A 16,829-nucleotide genomic window follows, 5' to 3' on the forward strand; every position below is an offset into this window, starting at 1 on the left:
GGCGCGCCCGCGTGACTCAGCCGGCGCCGGCCATCGCGCGCAGCACGATGCCCACCACGTAGGCCAGATAGGTGCCGGTGGCATAGCCCATCGTGCCCAGCAGCACGCCGACCGGGGCCAGCGCCGGATGGAACGCGGCCGCCACCACCGGCGCCGAAGCCGGGCCGCCGACGTTGCTCTGCGAGCCGATCGCGAAATAGAAGAACGGCACCCGCAGCAGCTTGCCCAGCGCCAGCAGCAGCAGGACGTGCACGATGAGCCAGATCAGGCCGAGCGCGAAGATCCAGGGGCGGTCGAACAGCGCCAGCAGGTCCATCTGCATGCCGATGCAGGCGATCAGGAAGTACAGCAGCAGCGTGCCGATGCGCGAGGCGCCGGCGCCCTCGAGGGTGCGCGCGCGGGTGAAGCTGAGCAGCAGGCCGAAGGTGGTGGCCAGCACCACCACCCACACGAACGGCGAGCCGAGGCTGAACTGCTTGGCCCAACTCACGTTCGCGTCGAACCACGCCGCCGTGGGGGTGGCGATCGCATGCGCCAGGCCGACCGCGCCGAAGGCCACGCCGACGATCAGCATCAGGTCGGTGAGGCTGGCCACGCGTTCGTGCTGGGCCTGGAAGTGGGCGATACGCTGCTTGAGGTCGTCGATGCCGCGGGTGTCTGCGCCCGTGCGCGCGTCGATGGCCGGCGCACGCTGTGCCAGGAAGATCAGCAGCGCCATCCACACGTAGCCGACGCCGACGTCGACCACCGCGAACTGGCCGAAGGTGGTGGCATCGACCTGGAACACCTCGCGCATCGCCAGCATGTTGGCGCCACCGCCGATCCAACTGCCGGCCAACGCCGCCATGCCGGCCCAGGTGTCGCCGGCCACGGTGATCGGGTGCAGCCACTTCATGATCTGGAACGCCACAACAGCGCCGAGCATGATGCTGAAGGAAGCGCCCAGGTACATCGCCACCAATTTGGGCCCCAGCCGCAGGATGCCCTTGAGGTCGACGGTGAGGGTGAGCAGGACGAGCGCCGCCGGCAGCAGCACGTCGCGCGCGACCGGGTTGTAGAGCGAATTGTGTTGTCCGTCGATCAGGCCGACGGTGTTGTAGATGCCCGGAATCAGATAGCACAGCAACAGCGCCGGCACGAAGCCGTAGAAGCGCTTCCAGAATCCCGACGGCCGCGCCGCGGTCCAGAACACCGCACCCAGGGTGGCGGCGATCAGGCCGAAGATGACGATGTCGTTGGTGATCAGGGGCGTCGAGGGCATCGGGCTTTATGGCGGGGATTCGGGAATGGGGATTCGGGATTCGTTAGCCGCTGCTGTAGGTTTGGAGGTTTGGAGGTGTAAACAAAGATCGAAAGAAGCACCGGAGTGCGGGTGAATTCGCAGGAGCGACGCGCTGCAAGCGCCCTGTTGTTTTTTTTTTTGGGGGGGGGGGGGCTTCAGCCCCGACGCTTCATTGGTTAAGCGTCGGGGCTGAAGCCCCTCCCACAAGGGCTACCGGATTACTGGGGTCGCGGAAAAATCCGAATCCCGAATCCCCGGACCTGGGCCATGACCCAGGACGGGGCCCGGAAAACCCGAGCCCCAGGTCCCCTCACTCCCCGATATGCTGCTTCAGCCAGCCGTTGACCGTGTCGTGCCAGAGGATGCTGTTCTGCGGCTTCAGCACCCAGTGGTTCTCGTCCGGGAAATACAGGAACTTGGACTCGATGCCCTTGCGCTGCAGCGCGCCGAACGCAGCCAGGCCCTGCTCCATCGGGATGCGGAAATCCTGCTGGCCGTGGATCACCAACATCGGCACCTTCCACTTGTCCACGTGCAGGATCGGGTTGAACTTCTCGTAGCCGGCCGGGTTCTGCCACGGCGTGCCGCCGTTCTCCCACTCGCTGAACCACAGCTCCTCGGTGGCATAGCCCATCATGCGGTTGTCGAACACGCCGTCGTGGTCGACCAGGCACTTCCACGGCTTGTTCCAGTTGCCGGCCATCCAGTAGACCATGTAGCCGCCGTAGCTGGCGCCAAGCGCGCAGGCCTTGTCGCCGTTGAGGAAGCCGTACTGCTTCTGCGCCGCGTCCCAGCCCTTCTGCAGGTCTTCCAGCGGGCGGTCGCCCCAGTGCTGGCTGATCGCATCGGTGAAGGCCTGGCCGTAGCCGGTGGAACCGTGGAAGTCGATCATCACTACCGCGTAGCCCTGCCCCGCATAGGTCTGCGGGTTCCAGCGATAGCTCCAGCCGTTGCCGAAGCTGCCCTGCGGGCCGCCGTGGATCAGGAACGCGACCGGATAGTTCTTGCCTTCCTGGTAGTTGTACGGCTTGACCACGTAGCCGTGCACGGTGTCGTTGTTCCAGCCCTTGAACGAGAACTGCTCGTAGTCGCCGAACTTCACGTCCGGCAGCATCTCGCCGGCGCTGGGGGTGATGGCGCGCGGCTGCTGGCCATCGGCGTCGGCGACCACGATCTGGTCGCCGCTCTTGAGGCTGTTGCGGGTGAAGGCCAGCGTATTGCCGGCCAGCACCGGCGCGCCGACGCTGCCGTCGGCCGCCACGGTGCGCACCTTGCCATCGGCCACGTCGACCGCGAACAGCGGGTGCTGGCCCATGTCGTCGGCAGTGGTGTAGACGGTCTTGCCGTCGGCCGACAGCACGATCTCGCCGGCCGAACGATCCCACTGCGGGGCGATCTCGCGGGTCTTGCCGCTGGCCACGTCCATCGCCATCAGGCCGAAGCGGTCGGCTTCGAAGCCGGGGCGCTTCATCGCGCGGTAGAACAAGGTCTTGCCGTCGGCGGAGAACACCGGGCCGGCATCCCACGCCGGATTGGCCGCGGTCAGGTTGACCGGCGCGGCCTTGCCGGCGGCGTCCAGCCGGTACAGGTCGAAGTTGGTCGACCACGGTTCCTCGCGGCCGGCCACGCGCACGCTGGCGACCAGCGACTGCCCGTCCGGCGCCCAGGTGTAGTCTTCGCTGCCGCCGAACGGCTTGGAGGGGATGTCGCCGGCCAGGGTCACGCTGACCGCCGAGGCGCCGGCCACCGGCTTGGCCTTGGCGCCGGCCGGCAGCGGCGCAACGAACAGGCTGTTGCGACGGCCGTCGTTCCAAGTATCCCAGTGGCGCACGAACAACTGGTCGAACACCACACCAGTGGCCTTGGATTGCTTCTTGGCGTCCAGGCGCTTCTGCGTGCAGGCCAGGTCCGAGCCGCAATCCTGGAACACGCCGGCACTGAAGGCCACGCGGTCGCCCTGCGGGGCGATGCGGTAGCTGTCCACGTCCAGCGCGAAATCGGTGAGCTGGCGCGGCGCGCCGCCGGCCAGCGGCAGCGCGTACAGCTGCTGGCGGCCGGACTTGGCGCTGAGGAAGTACACGGTCTTGCCGTCGGCCGACAGTTCCGGCGAGTTGACGTTCCAGCCTTCCGGGGTCAGCCGCTTCGGCGGCGCCGCATCGCGGGTGCGCAGGTCGCGCAGCCACAGGCTGGTGCTGGATTTCTCCAGCGCCTTGTCCATCTGCCGCTTGGCGAAGATCACCGTGCCGCCGTCGGGCGTCAGCAGCGGCGAGGACACCCGGTCCAGCGCGACCATGTCGCGAACTTCGAAACCGCGGGTGGCGGCCAGCGCGGGCAGCGCAGTCAGCAGGGCCAGGGGCAGCAAGGCGTAGCGCAGGGTCATCGGGTGTCTCCGGAACACGGCAAAACGTCGATGGTAGGGGCCGTGGTGGGCGTGGCGCAAAGGACTGAAGTCATGGAAGAGCTGGGAATGGGGAATCGGGATTGGAGATTGGGAAGAGCGAGGCCCTGGCTCGGCGGGGACTACGAAGATTCGCACTGGCCCGGTGGTGGACAGCGGGCGGACCACGTCCGTACGCGCGGCAGGGTGCGAGGGGATCGGTATTGATAGTGCGATGCGTCGGCTTGGCGAAGCGCAGGAGGCCGGTGACGACGCTGGCCTTGGTGGTGAAGCACGCGCCATTCAGTGCGATTCGTTCTTGGATCTCGGCGCTGCCGCGGCGCGGACCAGCCGACGAAAAACTGCTGCGGCACGCTGTGCGCGGGCTCGGCCGCAAACACGAAGCCCGGCGTGAGCCGGGCTTCGGATGTTGCGTTGCAGGAGGCCGTTGCGCCGGTTACGCGCGCGGCGTGGCCGCGGCTTCGCCCTTGCGGCCGGTGCGGTACAGCAGCCAGCCGACGAAGGCCAGCAGCGCCAGGCCGTACCACTGGTTGAGGTGGAATGCTTCCGGCAGCGCCAGCACGTCGGCGCGGCCCGAGGCCACGATCGGCACCGCGATGGCGATGCCCATCAGCGCTTCGCCGGTGATCAGGCCCGCGGCGAACAGCGTGCCCGGGCGGTGCACGCGGTCGCGGCCCTCTTCGTCGTCGGCGCGGATCTTGTGGAAGCGCTCGACCAGATGGGTCAGCAGGCCGCCGAGGAAAATTGGCACCATCAGCTCGAGCGGCAAGTAGATGCCGATCGCCGCGGCCAGCACCGGCACGCGGAAGCGCTTGCCGGTCTTCTTCAGCCACTCGTCCAGGGCGATGATCGCCGCGCCGACGCCGGCACCGATGCCGATCATGGTCCACGGCAGTTCGCCGCCGAACAGGCCCTTGGCCACCGACGCCATCAACGTGGCCTGCGGCGCCGCCAGCGCATTGGGATGCTGCGGCGTGGCCGCGCCGATGCCGTAGGCCTGGGCCAGCAGATTCAGCACCGGCGCCATGATCAGCGCGCACGAGAACGCACCGATCGCCAGCATCAGCTGCTGTTTCCACGGCGTGGCGCCGACCAGGTAGCCGGCCTTCAGATCCTGCAGGTTGTCGCCGCCGACCGCCGCGGCGCAGCACACCACCGCACCGATCATGATCGCGGCGACCGCGCCGATCGGCGAATCGCGCCCGAGCAGCAGCACCAGCACCGCCGAGGCGAACAGGATGGTGGAGATGGTGATGCCGGAGACCGGATTGTTCGACGACCCGATCAGGCCGGCCAGGTAGCCGGACACCGACACGAACAAAAAGCCGGCGACGATCATGATGAGGGTCATCGGCACGCTGACATGCCACTGGCCGACGATGGCCTGGTACAGGCCCAGCAGCGGCAGCGTGCACAGCAGCAGCGCCACCAGCATCCACTTCATCGGCAGGTCGCGATCGGTCTCGGCCACCGCGGCGCCGCCGGTGCTCTTGCGCGCCGCGGCGAAACCGCTCTTGACGCCCGACAGCAGCGACTTGCGCAGCGAGAACAACGTCCACACGCCGCCGATCAGCATCGCGCCCACGCCCAGGTAGCGCACCTTGGCCGACCAGATGCCGAACGCGGCCTCGGCCGCCGGCGCATTGGCCAGGCTCTGTGCCAGCGCCGGATCGGAGCCCATGAAGAACTGCTGGTACAGCGGAATGGCGATGTGCCACGACAGGATCGAGCCGGACAACACCACGATGCCGACGTTGAGCCCGACGATGTAGCCCACGCCCAGCAGCGCCGGCGACAGATTGGTGCCGACGTAGCCGACCATCTTGCTGCTGCCGATGTACGCGGCCTGCGCCCAGGTATCCGGGATCACCTTCAGGCCGCTGGCCGCGCCGAGCTTGACCAGCCCGCCGATCGCCGCCGACAGGCCGAGGATCTTCAGCCCCGGCCCGGGGTTCTCGCCGGCCTTGAGCACTTCCGCGGCGGCCTTGCCTTCCGGGAACGGCAGCGGATCCTCGACGATCATCGAGCGTCGCAGCGGCACCGAGAACAGCACCCCGAGCAGGCCGCCCATGCCGGCGATGCCGAGCACCCACCAGTACTTGAAGTCCGGCCAGTAACCCATGATCACCAGCGCCGGGATGGTGAAGATCACCCCCGCCGCGATCGAGGAACCGGCCGACGCGCCGGTCTGCACGATGTTGTTCTCGAGGATGGAGCCGCCACCGAGCAGGCGCAGCACGCCCATCGACACCACCGCCGCCGGAATCGCGGTGGCGATGGTCAGGCCGGCGAACAGGCCGAGGTAGGCATTGGCGGCGGACAGCACCACGGCCAGCACGATCGCCAGCACCACGGCACGGAACGTGAGCTGGCGCGGCGCGGCAGCGTTGTTCATGGTTACCCCTGAAACGACAAAAACGCTTTGCACGCTAGCGTCTGGGGCCGGGCAAGTCCAGCCTCGCGGCGCCCAGCTTGTGGCACATGCCTGGGGGCCGGGATTGGGGATTCGGGATTGAGGATTTGCAGAAGCTGATGCAGCAAGAGCCCCTCTCCCGCCGGGAGAGAGGTTGGGGTGAGGGTCCGGCACACGCAGCGCAGTCTGTGCCATCACCTCCCCTGCCGAACCCTCATCCGCCCTGCGGGGCACCTTCTCCCGGTGGGAGAAGGGAACGGCAGCAAGCCCCTCTCCCCCCGGGAGAGGGGTTGGGGTGAGGGTACGGCAACACACAGCGCAGTCTGTGCCATCACCTCCCCTGCCGAACCCTCATCCGCCCCTGCGGGGCACCTTCTCCCAATGGGAGAAGGGAACGGCAGCAAGCCCCTCTCCCACCGAGAGAGGGGTTGGGGTGAGGGTACGGCAACACACAGCGCAGTCTGTGCCATCACTTCCCCTGCCGAACCCTCATCCGCCCCTGCCGGGCACCTTCTCCCGATGGGAGAAGGGAACGGCAGCAAGCCCCTCTCCCCCCGGGAGAGGGGTTGGGGTGAGGGTTCGGCCCCCGCTGAACCGCCGCACCGCCCATGCCGCCCATGCCGCCCACCGCCATTCCAGCGAGCGCCGGCGCCCCTATACTCCGCCGCTGCCTTCCTGCGCCGAGAGTCGCCGTGTCCGTGTCCTCCCTGCCGCTGCGCGACGCGCGCGACGATTTCCTCGGCCATCCCAAGGGCGTTTACGTCTGCTTCTTCACCGAGATGTGGGAGCGCTTCTCCTTCTATGGCATGAAGGCGCTGCTGTTGCTGTACCTCACCAAGTACCACCTGTTCGGCGACGACGCCGGGCTCGACCTGCTCGGCGCCTACGGCGGCCTGGTGTACTGCGTGCCGGTGCTCGGCGGGCTGCTCGCCGACCGCTGGCTGGGCATGCGCAAGGCGGTGGTGTTCGGCGGCCTGCTGCTGGTGCTCGGCCACATCGGCATGGCCTTCGAGGGCCACGCCGCCGCCCGGATCAACGGCGAGGTGGTGCGCGATACCGCCTCCCTGGGCGTGACCTATCTGTCGCTGGCGCTGATCATCATGGGCGTGGGCTTCCTCAAGCCCAACATCTCCACCATCGTCGGCAAGCTGTACCCGGCCGACGACCCGCGCCGCGATGCCGGCTTCTCGCTGTTCTATGCCGGCATCAACCTCGGCGCCCTGTTCGCCTCGCTGGTCTGCGGCTTCCTCGGCGAGGCCTACGGCTGGCGCTACGGCTTCGGCGCGGCCGGCATCGGCATGCTGCTCGGCCTGGGCATGTTCCTGTGGGGCCAGAAATACCTGCACGGCCACGCCGAACCGGCGCAGCCGGCGCTGCTGCGCGAGCGCGTGCTCGGTGTGCCGCGCGAATGGGCGATCTACCTGTGCGCCGTGCTGGGCGTGCTGCCGGTGGCCGCCTTGATGTGGGCCGCGGCCAACGGCGCCTTCAGCCTGGGCGGGGAAATTTCCCTGGCCCTGCTGCTGATGCTGCTGGTGCTCGGCGCGGTGCTGCTGTGGTTCGCCTGGTTCACCGGCACCCAATGCACCCCGGTGCAGCGCCAGCAGATGATCGCGCTGATGGTGCTGATCGCGATGGCGCTGGTGTACTTCACCCTGTACGAGCAGACCTACGGCTCGTGGGTCACCTTCACCGACCGGCTGATGACCAAGGAGATCGTGCCGTCGCTGGTGATCCGCGGCGGCACGCCCCTGCCCTGGTCGATCGCCTCGTTGCTGCTGGCGCCGCTGGGTTTCGTGCTGGCGGCCTCGCTGTCCGACCGCCGTCCTGGCTCGTCGGCGCCGCGGCGGCTGTTCGTCGCGGTCAGCGCGTTGATGCTGCTGTTCCTGATCCGCGACTGCCTGGTGCTGCCGCAGACCGCCGGCTCGCTGACCTACCTGGGCGCGCTGTTCCTGGTGCTGCTGGCGCCGCTGTTCGCCGCGCTGTGGGCATGGCTGGCGCAACGCGGACGCGAGCCGTCCAAGCCGACCAAGTCCGCGCTGGGATTGCTGCTGGCCGGGCTGTCCTTCGTGCCGCTGGCGCTGGCCGCGCAACAGGTCGGCGCCACGGGACAGATGGCCAGCGTGTGGTGGCTGGTGCTGGCCTACTTCGTGCTGGAGGCCGGCGAAATGTGCCTGTCGCCGGTCGGCCTGTCGGCGGTGACCCAGCTCGCGGTGCCGCGCGTGGTCAGCCTGATGATGGGCACCTGGTTCCTGGCCACCGCATTCTCCGAGGCGCTGGCGGCGCTGTTCGGCAAACTCGCCGCGATCGAGGTGCCGGATGGCCAGACCCTCAACGTCGCCGACGCCGCGGCCAAGTACGCACACCTGTTCTGGCTGCTACTGTGGATCGGCGTGGGTTGCGCGGTATTGGCCTTCCTCGCCGCGCCGCTGCTGCGGCGGATGATGCATGGAATGCGTTGAGCGGATTCGCGACCGAGCCCGCACCGCCGCGATTCACAACCGTTGCCTTTCCCGCGTCATGCAATGGCAGGTGCAACCTGCAGGCGCCCGGTCCGATCAGGATCCGGCGCATCACGTCCGTGCTCACGAGGGAGATCGCAATGAAGACACACTGGAAACGCCTGGCGGCGCGGGGCCTGGCCGGCCTCGCACTACTCTGCGGCAGCTGCGCATCGGTTCAGGCCGCATGCCCCTACCCGTTGCGGCTCAGCGGCAATATCGACCAGCCGTGGAAGCAGGTGACCAATTCGGCCTGGAACAGGATGCTGCCGCAGCAATGGACCGATAACGGCTACCATTTCTACAGCCGGGTCCGGGATCGCGGTCCGGCCGACGGCATCAACACACCGTCGGATCTGGAGTCGGAAATCCTCAAGAAGGTCCGCGAAGAGCCGGAGGGAACGCCCAACCGCTGGCAGATCCTGCTGCCGCTGGTCAATTCGAAGGGGGCGAATCTGCGCGTCATCTACGACTACGACGGCGGCAAGACCTCCAAATGCCAGCTGGTCACACTGACCTACTAAGCCCAAGCGGGTATCAGCGCTGTCCGGAGCAGCCGCTGACAGCGCTGATGTCACGCAGCCGTGGCGCATGGCGCCTCGGCCGCATCGTCATGCGACCGCTGCTTACAGCTTTTCCGCCGGCGCCGCCTGCGCACCGCCCAGCGACGTGCTCAGGAATGCCAGCAACCGGGTGTAGAACTCGCGACGATGTTCCTCGGTGTAGAAGCCATGACCCTCTGTCGCCACATACAGCGTCTCCACTGGCACCCCCGCCCGCTTCAGAGCGGCCTCCATCTCTCGGGTGTGTTCGATCGGCGCGCGCTCGTCCTCGCCACCCGCGGCCAGGAACACCGGCACCTTGATCCGGTCGGCTAGATTCACCGGCGATACCGCCGTCAGCGCATCGCTTGGACCCAGCCATTCTCGCAGGTGGGTTTCGCCAGACCGTCTGCGCTGAATATCGCCCTTGGCGTACATCATCGGCAGATCGTAGACACCCACATAGCCTGCCGCGCATCGGTACAGCGAAGGCTCCTTCGCCACGCCCATCAACGATGCATAGGCGCCATAACTGGCGCCGTACATGCAGATGCGACCAGGATCCGCAATGCCCTGCGCGATCGCCTAGCGCGTGGCATCGGTCACGTCGTCCTGCATGGTACCGCCCCATTGCAGCGCGCCTGCCTGTTCGAACGCCCGGCCGTAGTTGCCGGAACCGCGATAGTTGACCTGCAACACCGCATAGCCAGCAGCGGCCAGGATTTGGGCGTCACCGTCGAACATGCCCGAGTCAAATTCGCCGAACGGTCCTCCATGCGGCATCACCACCATCGGCACCTTGCCGGACACAGCGGCGACGGGCAGGGTGACGAAGCCGTGCAATTGTGTTCCATCCCGCGCCCGCAGTGCGATCGGCCGCACCTCGGCCAAAGCTTGTTGCCGTTGTCCGAATCGGCGCCCGCGGCGAAGCGAATCTTGCCTTGAACATCGCTGTAGAAGGTCGCGCGCTTCACTTTCGACGTGCTTACCAGGGGCCTCCGATGTCCGCTATATACATCCAGGATCTCGGCACGGGTGTACTGCTCATTGGCACCGACCTCCGGCGGCGTCAGGGCCGAGAACCAGCAAGGCCAGCAGCTCGGGAACGCGCTCCCTTGATCTGCCACGGAAACGGCGGCGCGCACCAATCGAACCGATCGCCCCCACATCCCCGCCGTCACCTACCTCCTCGGCGCGCCGGTCGACCCGCGCACCATCAAGCTGAAATCCAGCGTCTGCTGCGGTGGCACGTCCCCTCGCTCGATGATGGCGAGCAGCAGGTTGACCGCGCGAACCCCGATGTCGCGCATGGGCTGCCTGATCGTCGTCAACGGGGGGGTGAGGTAGCGGGACGACGCCAGGTCGTCGAAGCCGACGATGGACAGGTCGTCCGGCACGCGGATGCCCAGGTCCCGACAGGCCGCCAGGGCCCCCAGCGCCATCTGGTCGCTGAAGCAGAAGATGGCGGTCGGCGCAGGCGCACGGCCCAGCAGCGCCAGCGCCGCCGCATGGCCGGATTCGACGGAGAAATCGCCCGGCACGACGGTCAGGCTGCGCAGGCGGCGGTGCGCCTTGGCGCAGGCCCGGACCCCTTCAAGGCGTTGCTGATGCAGGGGATTGTCGGGCGGGCCGCCGACCGCGGCGATCTGCGCGTGCCCCAGTCCGTACAGGTGGTCCATCACGGCGCCCGCGGCGGCCGCGTTGTCGATGTGCACGCTGGGAATGCCCAGCGCCGGGTCGAACTCGCAGCCGTTGACCACCGGCGCGGCGGCACCCCGCTGCTTGACGATCGCGCGCGCCGTCGGCGGCAGGCGGTGGCCGAGCACGATCAGGCCGTCGGCCTCGTTGCGCCGGAGCATCTGCGCGTAGCGCTCCTCGCGATCGGGTTGGTGCTGGGTATCGCCCAGCAGCACGGCGTAGCCGACCGCCTGCGCGGCGTCCTCCGCGCCCTGCAGGATCTGCGCAAAGAAGGGATTAGCGATGTCCGGGACGGTGACCAGGAGCTTGCCGCTGCGCTGGGTCTTGAGCGTCCTGGCCACCGTGTTGGGGACATAGCCGAGCGCGGCGGCGGCCTGCTCGATGCGCGCGCGTGTAGCGGGCAGGACCTTTTCCGGCCGGGACAGCGCCCGCGACACCGTGCCCGCAGTGACGCCGACGTGCTTTGCGATGTCGTAGATGGTTGTGGCCATGAATCTGAGCTCTTCTTCTTTCTGCTGTGCAGTGCACAACGGGTCTTGCGGGGGGCCCATGCTAGGATGATTCAATCGATTGCATGAGGGCGAATCACGTTGAAGACGCTCAAGGGTCCGGCGCTGTTCCTGGCACAGTTCATCGCCGACACACCTCCCTTCAATCGCCTGGACACGCTGGCCGAATGGGCCGCGGGCCTGGGCTATTCTGGCCTACAAGTCCCGACCAGCGCGCCCCATCTGTTCGATCTGGCCCAGGCCGCGCACAGCCAGGCGTATTGCGACGACCTCGCCGGCATGCTGGCCGGGCACGGCTTGCAGATCACCGAGCTGTCCACCCACCTGCAGGGACAACTGGTCGCGGTGCACCCCGCCTACGACGGCCTGTTCGACGGATTCGCACCGCCGGACAAGCGCGGCAACCCCGCCGCCCGCCAGGCCTGGGCCGTGGAGCAGCTGCAGCTGGCCGCCAAGGCCAGCCAGCGCCTGGGGCTGACGGCGCATGCCACGTTTTCCGGCGCGCTGGCCTGGCCCTATTTCTATCCATGGCCGCAACGCCCGCCCGGGCTGGTGGAAGAAGCCTTCGCCGAACTCGGCCGGCGCTGGCGCCCCATCCTGGATGTCTTCGACGCCTGCGGCGTGGACCTGTGCTTCGAGATCCACCCGGGCGAGGACCTGCACGACGGCGCCACCTTCGAGCGCTTCCTCGACGTGGTCGACCAGCACCCACGCGCCAAGATCCTGTACGACCCCAGCCACCTGCTGCTGCAGCAGATGGACTACCTGGGCTTCATCGATCGCTACCACGCGCGCATCGGCATCTTCCACGTCAAGGACGCGGAGTACCGGGCCAGTGCGCGCAGCGGCGTCTACGGCGGTTACCAGGACTGGATCGATCGTCCGGGGCGGTTCCGCTCGCTCGGCGATGGCCAGGTCGATTTCAAGGCGATCTTCTCCAAGTTCGCGCAATACGATTTCCCGGGCTGGGCGGTACTGGAGTGGGAGTGCTGCCTGAAGCATCCGGAAGACGGGGCGCGGGAAGGCGCCGCGTTCATTCGCGACCACATCATCCGCGTGACCGAACGCGCCTTCGACGACTTCGCCGGCAGCGGTGCCGATCCGGCAGCGCTGCGCCGCATGTTGGGGACCTGAGCCATTGCCGCCCTGGGAGGGGACGCCATGACGCACACCATGTCGCGCTTGGGCGCGATGATGTTTCTGCAGTTCTTCATCTGGGGCGCCTGGTTCGTGACCCTGGGGACCTACCTGGTGCAGGGGCCGCTGCACGCCAGCGCGAGCCAGGTGGCGACGGCGTTCCTCAGCCAGTCCATCGGCGCCATCGTCGCGCCGTTCCTGGTCGGCCTGATCGCCGACCGCTACTTCGCGGCGCAGCGCATCCTGGGGGTGCTGCACCTCGCCGGTGCGGTGCTGATGTGGCTGGCGTCCACGGCGACCGACTTCAGCGTGTTCTTCGCCTGCGTCATGGGCTACATGCTGCTGTTCATGCCGACGCTGGCACTGGCCAACAGCGTGGCGATGCGGCACATGCAGGCGCCGGAAAAGCAGTTTCCGCCGGTACGGGTCGCCGGCAGCGTCGGCTGGATCGTGGCCGGCGTGCTGATCGGCTGGCTGGGCTGGGAGCAGGCGCATCGGCTCGAGCTGACCTTCCGGATGGCGGCGATGGCCTCGCTGGCCCTGGGCCTGTATGCCTTCACCCTGCCGCATACGCCGCCGCTGGCGCGACAGCGCGACGCCGGGCTGGGGCAGATCCTGGGGCTGGATTCGCTGCGGCTGCTCAAGTCGCGCTCCTATCTGGTGTTCTTCCTGGCGTCCATCGCCATCTGCATCCCGCTGGCGTTCTACTACAACTTCACCAACCCCTACCTCAACGATCTCGGCGTGCGCGGCGCGGCCGGCCTGCAATCGCTGGGCCAGGTGTCCGAAGTGCTGCTGATGCTGGCCATGCCGTTCCTGTTCGTGCGGTTGGGAGTCAAGACCATGCTGGCGGTGAGCATGGCGGCGTGGGTGGTGCGCTATGCGATGTTCGCCTTCGGCGATGCGGGCGGCGGCTTCTCGCTGCTGGTGATCGGCATCGTGCTGCACGGCATCTGCTACGACTTCTTCTTCGTCACCGGCCAGATCTACACCGATGCGCATGCCGGCCCCGCCGCGCGCAGCAGCGCACAGGGCTTCATCACCCTGGCCACGTACGGCGTAGGCATGCTGATCGGCACCTTCCTGTCCGGCGCCGTGGTGGAGCACTACACCACCGCGGCGGGCCCGGACTGGCGGCAGATCTGGCTGTTCCCGGCCGGCGTGGCGCTGGTGGTGCTGGTCGCCTTCCTGCTGCTGTTCCGCGACCGGCCCGCCGTCGCGGCTGCCCCTTCCGCGTCTTGAGGATCCCACCGATGCCCAAGCTTGGAATCGCCATCGTCGGCACCGGCATGATCGGCGCCGTGCACCGTCGCGCGGCACTGCTGGCCGGCGCCTCGGTCCGCGGCGTCGCCGCCTCGTCCCCGCAGCGCGCACGCGAGGTGGCGCAATCGTGGGATGTCCCGCATGCCTATCGCGATATCGAGGAGGTGGTCGCCGATCCGCAGGTGCAGGTCGTGCACGTCTGCACACCCAACCATCTGCATCGCGCCATGGCGCAGGCGGCGCTGGACGCCGGCAAGCACGTGATCTGCGAGAAGCCGCTGGCCACGACGCTGGAGGATGCGCGGGCGCTGGCGGCCTTGGCCCGCGCGACCGGGCTGGTCGCCACGGTGCCCTTCGTCTACCGCTACCACCCAGTGGTCCGCGAGGCGCGCGCCCGCATCGCCCAGGGCGAACTGGGGCCGCTGCGCCTGATCCACGGCAGCTACCTGCAGGACTGGCTGCTGGACCCGGCCAGCAACAACTGGCGCGTGGACCCGACCCTGGGCGGCACATCGCGCGTGTTCGCCGACATCGGCTCGCACTGGTGCGACCTGGTGGAATGGGTGAGCGGCGAGCGCTTCGCCGAGGTCAGTGCGGCATTCGCGACGGTGATCGCCGAGCGCGGCACCAACACCGGACAGAGCTTCACCACGCCGGCCGCGGGCGGCGCGATGCAGGCGGTCGCGAGCGAAGACGTCGCCATGGCGATGCTCAGAACCGGCGCGGGCACGCTGGCCTCGTTGACGGTCAGCCAGGTCTCGGCAGGGCGCCGCAATCGCCTCTGGTTCGAGATCGATGGCGCCAGCGCCAGTGTCGCGTTCGACCAGGAGGACGCAGAGCGTCTTTGGATCGGCCGGCCGGACCAGCGCGAGGAGATCTTCGTGCGCGGGCCGGGTGCCGGCAGCACCGAACAACGCCGGCTGGCGACGCTGCCGGCCGGGCACGCGCAGGGCTACGGCGATTGCTTCGAGGCGTTCGTCGCCGACACCTACCGCGCCATCGCAGGCGAGCGGCCGGACGGCCTGCCCACCTTCGACGACGGGCTGCGCTCGGCGCTGATCGTCGATCGCGTCATCGCATCGGCCAGGACACGCGGCTGGACATCCATCGACTGACTCCCGGGAGGACTTCCTGATGAACACACCGACACGCAGAACCGCAACCCTCGCACTGCTGCTCCTCGTGGCCCTGCCCGCCTTCGCACACGACGTCGCCGGTCCGCAGGCCCCCATCGCGGTGCAGATGTACACGCTGCGCAACGCCGGCTCGCTCGACCAGCAGTTGAAGATCGTCCACGACGCGGGCGTGGGCGCGGTGGAAACGGTCGGCACGCAGAACGTGAGCGCGGTGGAACTCAAGCAGTTGCTGGACAAGTATGCGATCAAGGCGATCTCCTCGCACGTCCAACTGGCCGACCTGCGCAAGGACCTGGACGGCGCGGTGGCCTTCAACCGCTCGATCGGCAACACGACGCTGGTGGTGCCTTACCTGGACCAGAAGGAGCGCCCCACCGATGCCGCAGGCTGGACCGCACTGGGCAAGGAACTGGGCCAGCTCGCGAAACAGGTGCGCGCCAAGGGCATGCGCCTGGCCTATCACAACCACGATTTCGAACTGGTCGACTTCAATGGCAAGACCGGCCTGGAAGTGCTGTTCGCCGCGGCGGGCCCCGACCTCCAGAGCGAGCTGGACCTGGCCTGGGTCGCGCGTGCGGGCTACGACCCGGCGGCGATGCTGGGCAAGTTCAAGGGCCGCATGTTCGCGGTTCATGCCAAGGACAACGCACCGAAAGGCCAGGCCGCAGACGAAGGCGGCTTCGCCGCGGTCGGCAAGGGCGTCCTGAACTGGAGCGCGATCCTGCCTGCCGCGGCGGGGAGCGGCGTGCAGTGGTACATCATCGAGCACGACCAGCCGCGCGACCCGGCCACCGTCATCAAGACCGGGGCCGAGTACCTGCGTGAACACCTGCCCGCCGCCAAGCCGCGGTAGTCAGCAGAGGAGTCCCGCTTGAACAGGATCCTGACGATGACCGTGGTGCTGATGGGGACGACGCTGGCGAGCACGGCGTGGGCCAAGGGCGACCCGACGGCCGGCGCGCAGCTCTACGCGAACCACTGCACGGCTTGCCACGGTGCGAATCGCGCCGGCGTCCCGCCCACCTTCCCTGCGCTGACCGACGTGGGCAAGCGACTGCAGCTCGCGCAGATCAAGGACAAGATCCGCAACGGCGGCGGATTGATGCCGCCGTTCTCGCAGCTGTCGCAGCAGGACGTGGACGACCTTGCCAGCTTCCTGGCGCAGTAGGCGACCCGTGTCGACTGGGCGCGGCCCCTACAGTTCGCGCACCCAGATATTGCGGTAGCTGACCTTGGAGTCGTGCTCCTGCAGCAGGATCGGTGCGCAGGCATGCGGCGCATACGACGGCGCGCCGATGTACTCGGTCTTGCCCGACAGCACCGTGTCGTTCTGCACCAGCACGCCGTTGTGCAGGACAGTGATGCGGGCGGGCGACGTGAGTCCGCCGCCCTGCGAGAAGCGCGGCGCCTTCCAGATGATGTCGTACGCCTGCCACTGGCCCGGCGCACGCGAGGCATTCACCAGCGGAATGGCCTGCTTGTAGATGGCACCGGCCTGGCCGTTGGCATAGGTGGGGTTGTCGTAGCTGTCGAGCACCTGCAACTCGTAGCGTTCCTGCAGGAAGATGCCGCTGTTCCCGCGCTGCTGGCCATCGAATCCGCGCGTCGCGGTGGGCGTACGCCATTCCACGTGCAACTGGATGTCGCAGAAGCCTTGCTTGGTGCGGATGCCCTTGCTGCCCGGCACCACGGTCATTGCGCCGTCGGCGACGTTCCAGGGCACGCGTCCGCCCTGCTCCGACTCCCAGGCCGACAGATCCTTGCCATCGAACAGCACGATCGCGTCGGAAGGCGCGCGGCCCGCAGGCGTGGCCACCATCGCGGGCACGGGCTTCCACACTTCGGTCTTGGTCGGATCGCGCGCGGGGTCGGCGTCGGCCTGCGCCAACGCAGGCGCGGTGGCCAGCAGGCAGGCCGCCATCAGCAGGGATCTGGTCATCGTGTTTCCAGGCA

General features: G+C 68.0%; 12 protein-coding genes and 1 pseudogene. 7 read left to right on the forward strand and 6 right to left on the reverse strand.

Annotated features, from left to right (window positions below; all coding sequences use genetic code 11):
- Window positions 1-16: 16 nt before the first annotated feature.
- From AC1G9L_RS14020 to AC1G9L_RS14030, 3 genes are all read right to left on the reverse strand, one after another.
- Complete coding sequence (locus tag AC1G9L_RS14020; protein ID WP_019800703.1) at window positions 17-1,261, reverse strand: DUF819 family protein; 1,245 nt, start codon at window positions 1,259-1,261, stop codon at window positions 17-19.
- A gap of 331 nt (window positions 1,262-1,592) precedes the next feature.
- The gene (locus AC1G9L_RS14025) at window positions 1,593-3,662 is read right to left on the reverse strand and encodes a prolyl oligopeptidase family serine peptidase (RefSeq protein ID WP_019801880.1); all 2,070 of its coding nucleotides are present in this window, start codon (window positions 3,660-3,662) and stop codon (window positions 1,593-1,595) included.
- Between the two features lie 454 nt (window positions 3,663-4,116).
- Window positions 4,117-6,075 carry an OPT family oligopeptide transporter gene (locus tag AC1G9L_RS14030; RefSeq protein ID WP_019801881.1) on the reverse strand — a complete coding sequence of 653 codons (1,959 nt, stop codon included), beginning with the start codon at window positions 6,073-6,075 and terminating at the stop codon, window positions 4,117-4,119.
- Between the two features lie 710 nt (window positions 6,076-6,785).
- Between AC1G9L_RS14030 and AC1G9L_RS14035 the strand changes: the two genes are divergently transcribed.
- Both AC1G9L_RS14035 and AC1G9L_RS14040 read left to right on the forward strand, forming a co-directional pair.
- On the forward strand, window positions 6,786-8,552 hold the full coding sequence (locus tag AC1G9L_RS14035; protein ID WP_019799349.1) for an oligopeptide:H+ symporter: 1,767 nt from the start codon (window positions 6,786-6,788) through the stop codon (window positions 8,550-8,552).
- Between the two features lie 140 nt (window positions 8,553-8,692).
- Window positions 8,693-9,115, forward strand: a complete 423-nt coding sequence (locus AC1G9L_RS14040) for a hypothetical protein (protein WP_481069342.1) — start codon at window positions 8,693-8,695, stop codon at window positions 9,113-9,115.
- Between the two features lie 102 nt (window positions 9,116-9,217).
- On the opposite strand, the pseudogene AC1G9L_RS14045 reads toward AC1G9L_RS14040, so the two are convergent.
- A pseudogene (locus tag AC1G9L_RS14045) lies at window positions 9,218-10,021 on the reverse strand (alpha/beta hydrolase family protein); the annotation flags it as partial.
- A 293-nt stretch (window positions 10,022-10,314) separates the two neighbouring features.
- Window positions 10,315-11,322 (reverse strand): substrate-binding domain-containing protein, encoded by a 1,008-nt coding sequence (locus AC1G9L_RS14050; protein ID WP_019799353.1) that lies wholly within the window; start codon window positions 11,320-11,322, stop codon window positions 10,315-10,317.
- A gap of 99 nt (window positions 11,323-11,421) precedes the next feature.
- On the opposite strand from AC1G9L_RS14050, the gene AC1G9L_RS14055 reads away from it, so the two are divergent.
- The 5 genes from AC1G9L_RS14055 to AC1G9L_RS14075 are packed head-to-tail and all read left to right on the forward strand — an operon-like array spanning window position 11,422 to window position 16,044.
- A complete protein-coding gene (locus AC1G9L_RS14055) occupies window positions 11,422-12,474 on the forward strand; it encodes a TIM barrel protein (protein WP_019799354.1) in 1,053 nt (350 codons plus the stop codon).
- A 27-nt stretch (window positions 12,475-12,501) separates the two neighbouring features.
- Entirely contained in the window at window positions 12,502-13,719 is a 1,218-nt protein-coding gene (locus AC1G9L_RS14060) for an MFS transporter (RefSeq protein WP_019799355.1), read from the forward strand.
- Window positions 13,720-13,730: 11 nt separating this feature from the next.
- Window positions 13,731-14,855 carry a Gfo/Idh/MocA family oxidoreductase gene (locus AC1G9L_RS14065; protein ID WP_019799356.1) on the forward strand — a complete coding sequence of 375 codons (1,125 nt, stop codon included), beginning with the start codon at window positions 13,731-13,733 and terminating at the stop codon, window positions 14,853-14,855.
- A 19-nt stretch (window positions 14,856-14,874) separates the two neighbouring features.
- On the forward strand, window positions 14,875-15,729 hold the full coding sequence (locus tag AC1G9L_RS14070) for a sugar phosphate isomerase/epimerase family protein (protein WP_481069343.1): 855 nt from the start codon (window positions 14,875-14,877) through the stop codon (window positions 15,727-15,729).
- 36 nt (window positions 15,730-15,765) lie between these two features.
- On the forward strand, window positions 15,766-16,044 hold the full coding sequence (locus tag AC1G9L_RS14075) for a c-type cytochrome (protein WP_019799358.1): 279 nt from the start codon (window positions 15,766-15,768) through the stop codon (window positions 16,042-16,044).
- A gap of 27 nt (window positions 16,045-16,071) precedes the next feature.
- Here the strand turns inward: AC1G9L_RS14075 and AC1G9L_RS14080 are convergent, their stop codons facing one another.
- Entirely contained in the window at window positions 16,072-16,815 is a 744-nt protein-coding gene (locus AC1G9L_RS14080; protein WP_019799359.1) for a 3-keto-alpha-glucoside-1,2-lyase-like domain-containing protein, read from the reverse strand.
- Window positions 16,816-16,829: the final 14 nt, after the last annotated feature.

It is taken from the genome of Xanthomonas sp. NCPPB 1132, assembly GCF_056629235.1.

Excerpts from the sequence above, each read along its gene's own strand:
- AC1G9L_RS14020 (WP_019800703.1), bottom strand. The coding sequence starts at position 1,261 with ATGCCCTCGACGCCCCTGATCACCAACGACATCGTCATCTTCGGCCTG.
- AC1G9L_RS14025 (WP_019801880.1), bottom strand. The coding sequence starts at position 3,662 with ATGACCCTGCGCTACGCCTTGCTGCCCCTGGCCCTGCTGACTGCGCTG.
- AC1G9L_RS14030 (WP_019801881.1), bottom strand. The coding sequence starts at position 6,075 with ATGAACAACGCTGCCGCGCCGCGCCAGCTCACGTTCCGTGCCGTGGTG.
- AC1G9L_RS14040 (WP_481069342.1), top strand. The coding sequence starts at position 8,693 with ATGAAGACACACTGGAAACGCCTGGCGGCGCGGGGCCTGGCCGGCCTC.
- AC1G9L_RS14050 (WP_019799353.1), bottom strand. The coding sequence starts at position 11,322 with ATGGCCACAACCATCTACGACATCGCAAAGCACGTCGGCGTCACTGCG.
- AC1G9L_RS14060 (WP_019799355.1), top strand. The coding sequence starts at position 12,502 with ATGACGCACACCATGTCGCGCTTGGGCGCGATGATGTTTCTGCAGTTC.
- AC1G9L_RS14065 (WP_019799356.1), top strand. The coding sequence starts at position 13,731 with ATGCCCAAGCTTGGAATCGCCATCGTCGGCACCGGCATGATCGGCGCC.
- AC1G9L_RS14070 (WP_481069343.1), top strand. The coding sequence starts at position 14,875 with ATGAACACACCGACACGCAGAACCGCAACCCTCGCACTGCTGCTCCTC.
- AC1G9L_RS14075 (WP_019799358.1), top strand. The coding sequence starts at position 15,766 with ATGACCGTGGTGCTGATGGGGACGACGCTGGCGAGCACGGCGTGGGCC.
- AC1G9L_RS14080 (WP_019799359.1), bottom strand. The coding sequence starts at position 16,815 with ATGACCAGATCCCTGCTGATGGCGGCCTGCCTGCTGGCCACCGCGCCT.